The following is a 13,856-nucleotide window of genomic DNA, read 5'->3' as shown; positions in this document are numbered from 1 at the left end:
GCGCGTGATCTCAATTTTTGAATTCACTTTAAAATATGGGTTTATCTTATTCATGTTATCGGTAACATGTTACCGGTAACTGAAATAAATGTGAACCATAACACAAACAATAATTCTTAAAGGTGAACCTATGGAGCAATTAACCCTAGCCCCAGATCCTACGTTCCTACTGACGATTGCAGGCCTTGCCATTGCAGCGTTACTCGTTCTGATCATTAAACTGAAAGTCCATGCTTTTGCTTCCCTTACTATGGTGAGTTTAGGCACAGCAATCGCCACTGGCGTTCCTTCTGAGAAAGTCGTATCGACCATGATGGGCGGCTTCGGCGGCACACTGGCTTCCGTGGCATTGCTGGTTGGTCTTGGTGCGATGATCGGTAAAATTCTTGAAGTGACTGGCGGTGCGAAAGTGCTGGCAGACACTTTGATTGGTCGCTTTGGTAAAGAGCGCGCACCATTTGCTTTGGGCGTCGCTTCATTACTGTTTGGCTTCCCAATCTTCTTCGATGCTGGCCTTGTAGTGATGATGCCAATCATCCTAAGTGTGGCGGCTCGTTTTGGTGGCTCACCAATTAAATACGCGTTGCCTGCAGCTGGTGCTTTTGCGGTTATGCACGCGTTTGTTCCACCACACCCAGGTCCGGTTGCAGCGGCAGAATTCCTTGGCGCAAACATCGGTCTGCTATTGGTGGTGGGTATTCTGGTTGCCATTCCAACTTGGTACCTTGGCGCTTATCTATTTGGTTTGTACGCGGGCAAAAAATTCGATATCCCACTATCTAAAGCCTTCTTTAATGGCGAAGCGATGGTGGATGAGCGCAACGCACCAAAATTTGGCACGGTTATGACCATCCTTGTGCTGCCAGTCCTGCTAATCTGTTTGGATACGGTATTGAACACACTGGCGGTTGCAGGTTTGATTGATGGCAAAACGGCACTGGTTGAGTTCCTACGTATGCTAGGTAAAACCCCAGTCGCGTTGCTGATTACTTTGATTGTCTGTCTGGCTGTGTTTGCCAAAGACTACGGCATGGCAAAACTAGAAAAATTGTGTGGTGAGTCATTGGCTCCAATCTGTGGCGTTATCCTTGTAACGGGTGCAGGTGGCATGTTTGGTGGCGTACTGCGCTCAAGCGGCATCGGTGATGCACTGGCTGACGTTCTTACAGACACAGGTATGCCTGTGATTGTGGCGGCGTTTGTGATTTCAACCTGTCTGCGTGTTGCTCAAGGCTCGGCAACGGTAGCGCTAACCACTACGGCGGCTCTTATCGCGCCAGTTGTGGCTGCATCAACAGGTTTGAGTGAACTAGACCTTTGCTTTATCGTAATCGCGATTGCGGGTGGCGCAACGGTACTGTCTCACTTCAATGACTCTGGTTTCTGGTTGGTATCTCGTCTCCTTGAGATGGATGAGAAAACCACGTTAAAAACTTGGACGGTAATGGAAACGTTACTTGGCGGTATCGCGTTTATTATCGTCGCAACATTAAGCTTTATTCTTTAGAGGTTCCCCATGACAACACTTGAACAACGATTAAGAGAAATCAAAATCGTCCCAGTTATCGCAATCAACGACGTAGCACACGCTCTGCCACTGGCAAAAGTGTTGGTAGAAAACGGTTTACCATGTGCGGAAGTGACATTCCGCACCGAAGCTGCGGCGGAGTCGATTCGCATCATGCGTGAAGCGTACCCAGAATTGTTGATTGGCGCGGGCACCGTTTTGACCACAGAACAAGTGGATATCGCCATCGAAGCGGGCGTGGACTTTATCGTTAGCCCAGGCTTCAACCCAACCACAGTGAAATACTGTCAGCAACGTGGCGTGACTATCGTACCGGGTGTAAACAACCCAAGCTTGGTTGAGCAAGCGATGGAAATGGGCTTGCGTACGTTGAAGTTCTTCCCTGCTGAGCCATCAGGCGGCGTAAACATGCTGAAAGCACTGACGGCGGTTTACCCAGTGGAATTCATGCCAACAGGTGGCGTAAGCCCATCCAACGTGGAAGATTACCTAGCGCTGAAATCGGTTGTAGCTTGTGGCGGTACTTGGATGGTGCCAACCGCAATGATGGACAACGGCGATTGGGAAGGCATTGCTGAATTGGTTCGTGCAGTTAAGTAAAACGCACAAACGGCTCCGAAATACCCCAGAACGTTAGAAAACGTGACACAAAAAAGGGTCATCAAGTTACTTGATGACCCTTTTGCTTTTGGGAATGAAACAGCTTTAGAAGTGATGCTTCATAAAGCGCTTAATAAAGCGAATGAAATCGGCTTCGGCTAGCTTCGCGCACTTCAATGTTTGGGCGTGAGACAGTTCTACATCACCCAAACCTTCTGCCATGTTGGTGATCGCACACACTGCCAATACGGGTAAGCCGCAATGCGCCGCAGAAATCACTTCTGGCACGACCGACATGCCCACTACATCACCACCGATGATTTGCATCATGCGGATTTCGGCTGCGGTCTCAAAGTTGGGGCCTGTGTAAGAGACAAACACACCTTCATTCAGGTGAATGCCATTGGCTTTGCCGACTTCAAACGCTTCTGCGCGCAGGTCTTTGTCGTACGCATTGGCGAGGCTGAAGAACCTCGGGCCGTACTCTTCATCATTCGGACCGATCATTGGCGATTCAGGCATGGTGTTGATGTGGTCATGAAATACCACCAGAGAACCGACATCAATACGCTCAGGGCGAAGGGAGCCTGCCGCGTTGGTGACGAGCAGAAACTCACAGCCCAGCTTTTTAAAGGTGCGCACGGGCGTGGTCATGACCTTCATTGAGCCGTGTTCGTAGTAGTGACCGCGACCTTTCATGCACACTACGTCTACGCCGCCCATGGTACCAAGTACCAACTCACCAGAGTGGCCTTGCACGGTGCTAACCGGAAAGCCTTCGAGCTCTTCGTATGGAATGACCACTTTGTCTTGTAGTTCGTCTGCCAATACGCCTAAGCCAGAGCCTAAAATAAACGCCGCTTTAGGTTGGAAGTTTGGTTTGCGTTCGCGAATGGTTTGTAGCGCGCCGATTACTGGATCGTGATTCATGTTAGTCACCTTCTGGTTGTGTGTTGATTCCATTGTGTGACTTTCTGCGCTGGTTATCTTTGCTTTATTCGCTACTATCATCCTTAAAAAGAGGATGATGAAATTCGCTAGGACTCAATGCATGAAGTCAGAACCATTTGAGCGCGTGACGCTGAAGATGCTGCGTTACTTTTACGAGGTCGCACAAACCAAGCATTTCACTAAGGCGGCCGAGAACCTTAATATCACCAATTCGCCGTTGAGCAATCGCATCAAAGAGTTGGAAGAGGTGCTTAACGTCAAACTGTTTGAGCGTGATTCAAGAAACGTCATGCTAACGGAGGCCGGACGATTGTTGGAGTCCAAATGCCAACTGATTTTTCAGACCTTGGATGTCTCACTCAATCAAGTGCAGCAAGTGGGTTTGAACCAGAGAAATATCTTGCGAGTTGGTGTGGTAAGTAGTGCATTTTGGGGCGGATTTGATCGTTTGTTACAGCGCTTCCATGCTGAGCATAGCACTTATCACGCCGACATTTTTGACCTTAACCCAGAGACGCAAAAGAAGCATCTGAGTGAGAAGAAAATCGACGTGGGCATTGTACGTTTTGCCGATGCACTCAACATTTATCCGTATCAGTCGGTGTCTTTGGGCAAAGATGTGTTTGTGGTGGCGGTGTCGGAGCAACATGAGTTAGCCAGCAAATCTTTGCTGCGGCTCCAAGATTTAAAGGCGTGTGAGTTTGCGTTTATGAGTTTGGCGAATTCTGCCTCGGCAAACTTCATCATCAATGCCTGTCTGCAAGAAGGCTTTTCCCCCCATATTGGCAAACAAGTGGTGGAGCCAAGCACCTTGATGGCGTATGTGGCAAACAGCAATACCGTGACGTTGGTGCCGTCGACGTTTTCTCAGCATCATTGGCATGGGATTCGTTTTATCAAGCTGAAAGAGTCACTGCGTGCAGACTTGTGTCTGATTCATGATGGTAAGCAGGAGAGTGCTATTAAAGCCGAGTTTATTCGCACGTTATTGGAGAATGCGAGTTAAGCATGGGCAAACAAAAAAGGTCATCCTAAGATGACCTTTTCAAATGATTCGCTGAAATCAGCAATGCGATTAGCGCGCAATTAACGCATCGTTACGAACTCTTCTGAGCCCGTCGGGTGGATAGCCACAACAGAGTCGAAGTCTGCTTTGGTTGCGCCCATCTTCATTGCTACGCCGAAGCCTTGGATCATTTCATCTACCGTGAAACCGATGCCGTGTAGACCAACAACCGTTTCTTCTTCACCCGCACATACAAGCTTCATCTTACATGGTTGACGGTGCTTAGTAACGGCGGTGTACATCGCAGTAAAGCCAGATGTGTAAACTTTGATGTTGTCTTTGCCGTACTTCTCTTCTGCTTCTTGCGTTGTAAGACCGATAGTGCCGATTGGTGGGTGGCTAAATACCACAGTTGGTACCAAATCGTAGTCCATCTTCGCGTTTGGTTTGTTGTTGAACAAACGCTCAGAAAGTTGACGACCCGCTTTCACTGCTACTGGTGTTAGTTCGATACCGCCTTCCATGATGTCACCCACACAGTAGATGCCTTTCACGTTAGTTTCTTGGTATTCGTCTACCTTGATGTAGCCTTTTTCGTTCGTTGCCACACCGGTTGACGCTAGGTTGATTGCGTCTGTCGCTGGGTGACGACCGATTGCCCAAATCAGTTGGTCAACGTTTTGGCTTTCACCGTTTTCTAGGTGCAGAGTTAGGCTGCCATCGGCTTCTTTTACCACTTCTTTTGGTACAGAGTGGGTGTGCAGTTTTGGACCTTCTGCGTCCATCACTTCAACCAATGTATCGATGATCATTGGATCGAAGCTACGCAGTGGTGACTCTTTACGTACGAACAGGTGCGTTTCTGTACCTAGCGCGTGCAGTACGCCAGCAATTTCAACTGCGATGTAGCCAGCGCCCACAACCGCAACGCGTTTTGGTTGCTCTGCTAGGTCGAAGAAGCCGTTTGAGTCGATGCCGTATTCAGCGCCTGGAATGTTTGGAATAGTAGGACGACCACCAACCGCGATCAGGATGTGATCTGCTGTGTAGTGTTCACCGTTTACTTCGACAGTTTTTTCGTCAACAAACTTAGCAAAGCCTTTAATCACGTTTACTTTATTGTTGCCTAGAACGCGATCGTAAGATTGGTGAATACGACCGATGTATGCCTGACGGCTCTCAACCAGTTTGCTCCAGTCGAAACCTTTCACGTCGACATCAAAACCGTAATCTTCTGCGTACAGGTTCATCGCTTCTGCGATTTGCGCGCCATGCCACATCACTTTTTTCGGTACACAACCTACGTTTACACAGGTACCGCCAAGGTCTTGAGCTTCGATTAGCGCAACTTTCGCGCCGTACATCGCCGCACGGTTTGCAGATGCGATGCCGCCACTGCCGCCACCGATACAGATATAGTCAAAATGAGTCGCCATTACTTTCTCCAAGAGCTTATAAATTTTATCTGGTACATAGATAGATTGGGATGACCTTGTCCGAACTCAATGCCACCGTTATCCCACTATCATAAATCGAATTCGACTAATTCCTAAATGGGAAAAAGCGACAATACTTATGACAAATAGCGATGAGAGGCACAAAAAGAAGAATAAGCACGATTGGAGGGAGAAGGTGAGAGCATAAAAAAGCGCAACGAGAATATCGTTGCGCTTGAAGATAGCAGTACTGAAGTGCTTACTCTGGCACAATCCAGTCCACTTTCCAGTGGCCAGTTGCTGGTGCGATCGCGTCTTGCAGGAATGGCAGAATCTCTTTCATCTGGCTTTCCAGTTTCCATGGCGGGTTAATCACAATCATGCCGGATGCCGTCATGCCGCGCTCGTTGGTATCTGGTGCAACACCTAACTCGATTTGCAGAATTTTACGAATGCCCAGTGCTTCCAAGCCTTCGATCATATCTTCGATGTCATGGCGGTTTACCACTGGGTACCAAATCGCGTAGATACCGGTTGCCCAACGTTTATGGCTCTGATGAATCGCTCGTACCACATCGCGGTACTCTTTCGCGAGTTCGTATGGTGGGTCAATCAGCACCAAACCACGACGCTCTTGTGGCGGTAGGCTTGCTTTGAGGCGTTGGAATCCGTCTTCTTTGAAGATGCTCACTTGGCGATCACGATGGAATTCTTGCTCTAACAATGGGTGATCGGCCGGGTGCAACTCGGTCAGCACCATGCGATCTTGTGGGCGGATTTGCGCGCGCGCCACACGTGGTGAGCCTGGGTAGTAACGCAGCTTCTCGCCGTTGTTGAGCACTTTAATGGCATCGATGTAGCTTTTGATGTCTTCAGGAATGCTTGGGTTATCCCAAATACGTGCGATGCCTTGTTTGTATTCGCCCGTTTTTTCAGACCATTCGTGAGTCAGATCGTAACGGCCCACACCCGAGTGGGTATCGTGATAAACGAATGGCTTATCTTTTTGTTTCAGCGCATCAAGAATGAGGCTTTGAACGATGTGTTTGACCACGTCGGCATGGTTGCCAGCGTGGAAGCTGTGGCGGTAACTTAACAAATTAAACTCTCGAAACACTCTTTGTCTGAGTGTGGTCTGTGATTTTCACTCTATGGCGGTATTATACTCAAGTAACTTAAAGATGTAGAACTTCCAATCAAATCTGTTCCTCTGATAAGGGGACGCTATTGAAATTTCTTTAAGTCACCCACACTTACTATTGGTAATCGAATTGAACTAGGTGAGTTTCTCGCACTCAAAAGGGTGTGAAATCTCATTTAGGTATAACAAGACTCAAGGACAGAGTAGCGCTGGTTGACTATAAGATGGTCATCGCGGCATAGAGAAAGGGAACGGAGCTCCCCCAATCCATGTTGCTGGCTCGTCTGTACATTGAGTTGGCCTATCTACACAAAATAGACAGGCAATCACAGAGTCAAAACACAAAAGGAATTATTCATGTCTAATCCTCTTCTGACGTTTACGGACCTACCTCCGTTTTCTCAAATTAAACCAGAACACATCAAGCCTGCCGTTGAGCAAGCGATTGCTGACTGCCGAGCAAAAATCGATGAAGTTCTACAAGACAACGCTCACCCAACTTGGGACAGTGTGATTGCGCCAATTGAAGAAGCGGATGATCGCTTAAGCCGCATCTGGTCGCCAGTGGGTCACATGAACTCGGTAGTGAACAGCGAAGAGCTACGTGAAGCTTACGAAAGTTGCCTACCAATTTTGTCAGAGTACGGCACTTGGGTTGGTCAGCACAAAGGGTTGTACGAAGCGTACAAAACCATCAAAGCGAGCGAAGAATTTGCAACGTTAACTCGTGCCCAGCAGAAAACCATCACTGATGCACTGCGTGATTTCGAGTTATCAGGCATTGGTTTGCCATCCGATGAGCAGCACCGTTACGGCGAGATCAGCAAACGTATGTCTGAGCTGAGCTCTAAATTCTCTAACAATGTGCTGGATGCCACCATGGGTTGGACCAAGCACATCACAGACGAGAAAGACCTAGCAGGTATGCCAGAATCGGCGCTGGCAGCAGCGAAAGCTGCCGCAGAAGCAAAAGAGTTAGATGGTTACCTCATTACGCTAGATATCCCATCTTACTTACCTGTTATGACGTACTGCGATAACCAAGAGTTGCGTAAAGAAGTGTACGAAGCGTACGTGACGCGCGCTTCTGATCGAGGTCCAAACGCAGGCAAATGGGATAATTCAGAAATCATTACTGAGCAGCTAAAACTGCGCCATGAAATTTCACGTATGCTAGGTTTCAATACTTACAGTGAAAAGTCGTTAGCAACAAAGATGGCTGAAACGCCGGATCAAGTGCTGGGCTTCCTGAATGACCTAGCGACACGAGCGAAACCGCAAGGTGAACGTGAAGTCGAAGAGTTACGTCAGTTTGCGAAAAGTGAGTTTGGTGTTGAAGAGCTGAACGTTTGGGATATCGCTTACTACAGCGAGAAACAAAAGCAGCACCTGTTCCAAATTTCGGATGAAGAACTGCGCCCATACTTCCCAGAGTCAAAAGTCGTGAGCGGTCTGTTTGAAGTGCTAAACCGCGTGTTTGGCATGACCGTTACTGAGCGCGAAGGCGTAGACACTTGGCATGAGTCCGTGCGCTTTTTCGATATCTTTGATGCTGAAGGCACACTCCGTGGCAGCTTCTACCTAGATCTCTACGCTCGTGAACACAAACGTGGCGGCGCGTGGATGGATGATTGTCGTGGTCGTCGCGTTACGCTATCTGGCGAGCTGCAAACGCCGGTTGCGTATCTAACGTGTAACTTCAACCGTCCAGTGGGCGACAAACCAGCACTGTTCACGCACGATGAAGTCGTGACGTTATTCCATGAGTTTGGTCATGGAATCCACCACATGTTGACGCAAGTTGATACAGGTGCTGTTTCAGGTATTAATGGCGTGCCTTGGGATGCGGTTGAGCTACCAAGTCAGTTCCTAGAAAACTGGTGTTGGGAAGAGGACGCGCTGGCGTTCATTTCTGGTCACTATGAGACAGGTGAGCCGCTACCGAAAGCGATGCTAGACAAAATGCTCGCAGCGAAAAACTTCCAATCTGCGATGGGTATTTTGCGTCAGCTAGAATTCGGCTTGTTCGACTTCACGCTTCACACTGAATATGACCCAGAAGTGGGTGCGCGTGTACTGGAAACTTTGGCGAAAGTGAAAGAGAAAGTCGCGGTAGTTCCTGCGGTTGAGTGGGCGCGTTTCTCACACAGCTTCGGCCATATTTTTGCTGGTGGCTACAGTGCGGGTTACTACAGCTACCTATGGGCTGAAGTGCTGTCGTCAGACGCGTATTCTCGCTTTGAAGAAGAAGGCATCTTCAACAAAGAGACGGGTCTAAGCTTCCTGAACAACATCCTAGAAATGGGGGGCAGTGAAGAGCCAATGGAGCTGTTTAAGCGCTTCCGTGGCCGCGAGCCACAAATCGATGCACTGTTGCGCCATTCGGGTATTGCGGCGTAAATTGAGCAAAAAACATCAAGGCCAACCGTTCGGTTGGCCTTTTTTATAAAAAATTTTACGGATTTACGTTGCGGTTGATCGGGTTCTGCAACGATATCAATGTCTCCGTGGACTGAACCTCATCAATGGCTTGCAGCTTGTCGATCAGTACAAATTGCAGCTCTTCAATCGATTTGCACATCAATTTGACGAATATGTTATACGCGCCCGTGGTGTAGTAAGCTTCAACGACTTCGTCGAGCGCGTTGAGTTTTTCTAACGCGGAGTGGTAATCACGAGCTGCATTGAGGTTAATACCAATAAAGCAGCACACATCGTAGCCAAGCTTTTTAGTATTGATGATCACCTCCGTTCCTTCGATGATGTCCGCCGACTTCATCTTCTCGATACGCACATGGATAGTGGCAGGGCTGACATCGAACTGCTTTGCCATTTCTGCGTAGGGCGTTCTGGCGTCAGCCATCAGTGTTTTTAATATTGCGCGGTCAAGGTCGTCGAGTTTCGGCAGGCTCGCATTCATACTATGATTTCCGTTAGGGATAGAGTTTTACCTCCCTTTTATACTCATAGCGGATAGGATTCACAAGGTTTGGCAGGAGTAACTGCGGGTTAACTCCGAGCTATGGAGATAATGTGCAGCGTTTTCTGGTTATTGCCGCGCTATGTTGGAGCGCGTTTGCTACGGCCTCAGATCCGAAGGTGTTGGTCGTGCACTCCTATCATCAGGGTTTTTTCTGGACGGACTCCATACAGCGAGGCATCGAGCAACAGCTGGGCGATCGAGCGCTGGACATGCGTGTGCTCTATCTAGACTCGAAACGTAACCAGAGTGAGCAGTTTTTTGCACAACTAAAATCCTTATATCTTACGAAATTACGCAAAGAGCGATTCGATGCCATTTTAGTGAGCGATAACAATGCACTTGAACTCATGCAGCGTTTAGCCCCAATCATCAAAGACACCCCAGTTATATTTAACGGCATTAATAACTACCATCCTTCTTTACATCGTTCTCTGAATGCAACCGGAGTCATGGAAGATGTCGATTTGGAAGCGAATCTCGCTCTTATTGAGCGCTTACATCCGAACTACACACAAGTTCTCATCGTCAGTGACCACTCGGTGACCGGTGAGGTGTTGCGTTATCAAATCGACAATTTTGTCCTCAAGTTCCCGCAATATCGAGACAAAATCGTACAACTTGTCCCAGACAGCATCATCGATCTAAAACAACAAGTCGCAAAACTGAGTTCCGATAAAGTCGTCTTGTTCTGGACCTATTACCGAGATAAACAAGGTATGGTTGGCAGCGAGCGTGACTGGGTTGGTGTCAACAAAGTCTCAAACGCGCCGCTGTTTATGGTGCATGACATTGGTTTGGGTCATGGCGCAGTTGGAGGGGTTATTCAAAGTGGTTATCGGCATGGTATTGAGAGCGCAGAGATGCTTGAGTTCGTTTTGGATAATCCTGATCAGCCTCTGCCTGCGGTGAAAAAAAGTGATTCTGAAATAAAGCTCGATTACCAAGCGGTAGCGCGTTGGGGATTGGGGGCTGAACAAGAGGTTTCTGCGGTATTTTTTAATAAGCCAATGAAGCTTTCTGAACGTTTTGCCAAGGAAATTCGCCTGTTTGGTAGCCTGTTTGTGGTGATGTCGGTGGTCATTTTGCTGATGGGTTATTATTTACAGCGGATGCGTCGAAGTGAGAGCGCTGCGCGAGAAAGCCAGGCTATTCTAGAATCGATTTTCGATCAGAGCATGCAGTATATGGGCATTTTGGATGCCAACGGTGTGCTTAAATCGGGCAACGATCACCTTCAATCCTTACTTTATCACCAAGGACTGCGCTTAGACCGACCACTTTGGTTTCACCCCAACTGGAGTGAAAAAGCACAAGCGTTGCTTGAGGAGTATTTCCACGCGCCTCACCATCAAGTGTCGACGTTTGAAGCTGAAATTTGGAGTAAAGAACACGGCGCATTGGTGTTAGAAGTTTCGCTCAAGCCTTTTTCTCAGCAAGTAGGGAATCATAAGCAATACTTGTTTGAAGCGCGCGATATTACCAGTCGTAAATTGATGGAGGACAAGCTCTACCAACGTGAGTCAACCCTACGCAACTATTACGAGCAGCAGCCCGTGATGATGGTGACGCTTGATAGTAATAACCGAATTCAAGAAGTGAATCGATTTGCTCAACTACTTCTTGGCTACAAACCGATGGACATGCTCGGACATCGCCTGAGGGAGTTCTATTTTGATGACAAAGTGCTGTTCCCTCGCCAAGTGTTATTGCAACCCAACCAGCAAGTGCATGGTGTTTGGCGACGTGAAGTCGAGTATCGTCATGCAAATGGTCATCGTGTTTGGGTGCGCGAGAATATTCGTCCGCTGAGTGAATCTGAGCAACTGCTGATTGTGGGCGAAGATATTACCGAAACCAAACTGCTCTCCGAGAAATTGGAATACCAAGCTCGCTATGACTTACTGACGGGGACTTACAACAGAAACCATTTTGAACTAGAGCTTAAGACCGCACTGTGCGAAGTGGACAGCCATCGTCGAGTCCACGCCATGTTGTACCTCGACTTAGATCAACTAAAAGTCCTCAATGATACGGTTGGGCATGATGCAGGTGATGCGGCGATTCAATTCTGCGCAAGTATGCTGGAAGGCGTTCTGCCGTACAATTCCATCTTGGCTCGAATGGGAGGCGATGAGTTTGCGGTGTTACTCAAAGACTGTGACGAATATGGCGCCATCAATATTGCCAAACTGATCATCTCGACACTAAGCGAACACCTCTTTATTTGGGAAGACACACGCCTGTTCATCAGTTGCTCAATTGGTATCCGTATCATCGATCATACCGCTGATACGCCACAAATGGTGCACGCTCAAGCAGACTCTGCTTGTCACGCCGCTAAAGAGCAAGGCCGTAACCGCTATAATCTATTCAGCTTAGATAACGAAGAGTTGCAGCGTCGTCAGATGGAAATGCAGAGCGTCAATTTGGTGCATGAGGCATTGTCGAATCAACGTTTAGAACTGTTTGCTCAACCGATAAAAAGCTTACAAAAGCACGAGACTCAAATGTATTTTGAGATTTTGGTGCGTATTCGCAATGGGTACGGTGATTATGTTTCTCCTGCGCTGTTTATTCCTGCTTCCGAGCGCTACAACATTGCCCATTGGATTGATAAGCAGGTTATTACTCAAACGCTAGAGTGGTTTGAACAGCGTCCTGAGGTGATTGAACAGCTTGGTCGCTGTTCGATAAACCTTTCAGGTCAATCTATGGGGAATCAAGAGTTTATTGACTTCTTATTGGAGCGATTGGAAAGTTCGACTCTGCCGTGTGAAAAAATCTGCTTAGAAATCACCGAGACAGCGGCGATGAGCAATCTGGATCAAGCCATTGAGCTGTTTACCAAGCTAAAGTCTTTGGGTTGCATGATTGCATTGGATGATTTCGGATCTGGATTGTCTTCATTTGGTTACTTAAAGAAACTTCCTGTCGATATCGTGAAAATTGATGGTCTTTTCGTGCAAGATATCAACGTAAATGAAATGGACCGCGTGATGGTTCGTTCAATCAATGACTTGGCGAAACAGCTCGGCAAAGTGACGGTGGCGGAGTTTGTCGAAAATGACCAGGTCATGCAGCATTTGATAGACCTCGGTGTGGACTACGGCCAAGGCTACGGTATTGGCCATCCTAAGCCGCTTTCTGAGCTAGTGGAGCAACTGACGGCTGTATAACCTCTGCGTAGCAAGCTCAACCTAGCATTAATAGGTAACTTAGGTATACACTCAGCGCCAGTTACCTCGATTTTTATTGGAGCCTCCTTTTGCAACTGCAATTGATCTGTGAAAACCCGTCTCAACAATCTCATCTTGATGAACTCGCTGCGCGTTGGCAGCTTTCTCACACTGACGATAGCGATTTTGCTTTGGTGCTAACCACCGAGCGTTTGGAGCTACGTAAAGTGGATGAGTCAAAGCTGGGTGCAATCTTTGTGGATTTGATTGGTGGTGCGGTAGGTCATCGTCGCAAGTTCGGTGGTGGTAAAGGCCAAGCAATTGCGAAAGCTGCGGGGTTGAACAAAGGGGCAACGCCAACCGTGTTAGACGGCACGGCAGGTCTTGGTCGTGATGCGTTTGTGCTCGCCTCGCTAGGTTGTAAAGTGCAGATGGTCGAGCGTCATCCAGTCGTAGCGGCTTTGTTAGATGATGGCTTGGATCGAGCGAAACAAGACCCAGAAATCGGCACCTGGGTATCTGAGCGCATGTCGCTAATCCATGCTTCTAGCCATGATGCGCTGGAACAATTGGCGCAAGATAAAGACTTTGTCCAGCCAGATGTAGTGTATCTTGACCCGATGTATCCGCACCCAGAAAATAAAAAGAAGTCGGCGCTCGTGAAAAAAGAAATGCGCGTTTTCCAATCGTTGGTTGGCGCCGATTTGGACGCCGATGGCTTACTAGAACCAGCCATGGCGTTAGCCACAAAGCGTGTAGTAGTTAAACGCCCAGACTATGCTAACTGGCTGAACGAGAAAAAACCGACCATGGCGATTGAAACGAAAAAAAATCGCTTCGATGTCTACGTTAAAGCATCGATGGCATAACTTCCTGACGGCTCAACTTTTCTTGTCACAGTACGGTGTGTCGTGCTGTGACTCAGCCTCTCTTTCCTCGTCTCTATTGATAGTTTTCTCTTGCTAATTCCCTTCCCTGATTGTATATCTAACTAAGAATTATTATTATTTCACTTGTTGTGATGCGGTCGATAAC

Annotated in this window: 10 protein-coding genes; 6 read left to right on the top strand and 4 right to left on the bottom strand. The window is 47.9% G+C overall.

Going from position 1 to position 13,856, the window contains the following annotated elements; translation table 11 throughout:
* Positions 1-130 precede the first annotated feature (130 nt).
* Complete coding sequence (locus tag KI742_RS18785) at positions 131-1,507, top strand: GntP family permease (RefSeq protein ID WP_069521743.1); 1,377 nt, start codon at positions 131-133, stop codon at positions 1,505-1,507.
* A gap of 9 nt (positions 1,508-1,516) precedes the next feature.
* Positions 1,517-2,128 (top strand): bifunctional 4-hydroxy-2-oxoglutarate aldolase/2-dehydro-3-deoxy-phosphogluconate aldolase, encoded by a 612-nt coding sequence (locus KI742_RS18780; RefSeq protein WP_005394384.1) that lies wholly within the window; start codon positions 1,517-1,519, stop codon positions 2,126-2,128.
* A 105-nt stretch (positions 2,129-2,233) separates the two neighbouring features.
* On the opposite strand, the gene xapA is transcribed toward KI742_RS18780, so the two are convergent.
* Entirely contained in the window at positions 2,234-3,058 is an 825-nt protein-coding gene (gene xapA / locus KI742_RS18775; RefSeq protein WP_005379149.1) for a xanthosine phosphorylase, read from the bottom strand.
* A 121-nt stretch (positions 3,059-3,179) separates the two neighbouring features.
* On the opposite strand from xapA, the gene KI742_RS18770 reads away from it, so the two are divergent.
* Positions 3,180-4,085, top strand: a complete 906-nt coding sequence (locus KI742_RS18770; RefSeq protein ID WP_025622053.1) for a LysR family transcriptional regulator — start codon at positions 3,180-3,182, stop codon at positions 4,083-4,085.
* Between the two features lie 80 nt (positions 4,086-4,165).
* On the opposite strand, the gene gorA is transcribed toward KI742_RS18770, so the two are convergent.
* Both gorA and KI742_RS18760 read right to left on the bottom strand, forming a co-directional pair.
* Positions 4,166-5,521: a glutathione-disulfide reductase gene (gorA, locus tag KI742_RS18765; protein ID WP_005379157.1), complete on the bottom strand. Its 1,356-nt coding sequence runs from the start codon at positions 5,519-5,521 to the stop codon at positions 4,166-4,168.
* Positions 5,522-5,780: 259 nt separating this feature from the next.
* Complete coding sequence (locus tag KI742_RS18760; protein WP_005379158.1) at positions 5,781-6,620, bottom strand: 23S rRNA (adenine(2030)-N(6))-methyltransferase RlmJ; 840 nt, start codon at positions 6,618-6,620, stop codon at positions 5,781-5,783.
* Positions 6,621-7,019: 399 nt separating this feature from the next.
* On the opposite strand from KI742_RS18760, the gene prlC reads away from it, so the two are divergent.
* Entirely contained in the window at positions 7,020-9,062 is a 2,043-nt protein-coding gene (gene prlC, locus KI742_RS18755; protein ID WP_017635033.1) for an oligopeptidase A, read from the top strand.
* 55 nt (positions 9,063-9,117) lie between these two features.
* Here prlC and asnC read toward each other — a convergent pair whose 3' ends face one another.
* Complete coding sequence (gene asnC / locus KI742_RS18750) at positions 9,118-9,582, bottom strand: transcriptional regulator AsnC (protein ID WP_005389595.1); 465 nt, start codon at positions 9,580-9,582, stop codon at positions 9,118-9,120.
* Positions 9,583-9,695: 113 nt separating this feature from the next.
* Here asnC and KI742_RS18745 point away from each other — a divergent pair, with 113 nt between their 5' ends.
* Complete coding sequence (locus KI742_RS18745; RefSeq protein WP_285385025.1) at positions 9,696-12,821, top strand: EAL domain-containing protein; 3,126 nt, start codon at positions 9,696-9,698, stop codon at positions 12,819-12,821.
* 89 nt (positions 12,822-12,910) lie between these two features.
* The gene (locus KI742_RS18740) at positions 12,911-13,690 is read left to right on the top strand and encodes a class I SAM-dependent methyltransferase (protein ID WP_262645637.1); all 780 of its coding nucleotides are present in this window, start codon (positions 12,911-12,913) and stop codon (positions 13,688-13,690) included.
* Positions 13,691-13,856: the final 166 nt, after the last annotated feature.

The sequence above is a fragment of the Vibrio sp. D417a genome (assembly GCF_030248595.1).
Lineage (GTDB): Bacteria > Pseudomonadota > Gammaproteobacteria > Enterobacterales > Vibrionaceae > Vibrio > Vibrio alginolyticus.
The sequence above is the reverse complement of the archived record's forward strand: the minus strand, read 5'-3'. Positions and strand labels throughout refer to the sequence as shown.

Bases quoted from the DNA above. Each gene is read 5' to 3' on its own strand.
- KI742_RS18785 (WP_069521743.1), top strand. From the start codon at position 131: ATGGAGCAATTAACCCTAGCCCCAGATCCTACGTTCCTACTGACGATT.
- KI742_RS18780 (WP_005394384.1), top strand. From the start codon at position 1,517: ATGACAACACTTGAACAACGATTAAGAGAAATCAAAATCGTCCCAGTT.
- xapA (WP_005379149.1), bottom strand. From the start codon at position 3,058: ATGAATCACGATCCAGTAATCGGCGCGCTACAAACCATTCGCGAACGC.
- KI742_RS18770 (WP_025622053.1), top strand. From the start codon at position 3,180: ATGAAGTCAGAACCATTTGAGCGCGTGACGCTGAAGATGCTGCGTTAC.
- gorA (WP_005379157.1), bottom strand. From the start codon at position 5,521: ATGGCGACTCATTTTGACTATATCTGTATCGGTGGCGGCAGTGGCGGC.
- prlC (WP_017635033.1), top strand. From the start codon at position 7,020: ATGTCTAATCCTCTTCTGACGTTTACGGACCTACCTCCGTTTTCTCAA.
- asnC (WP_005389595.1), bottom strand. From the start codon at position 9,582: ATGAATGCGAGCCTGCCGAAACTCGACGACCTTGACCGCGCAATATTA.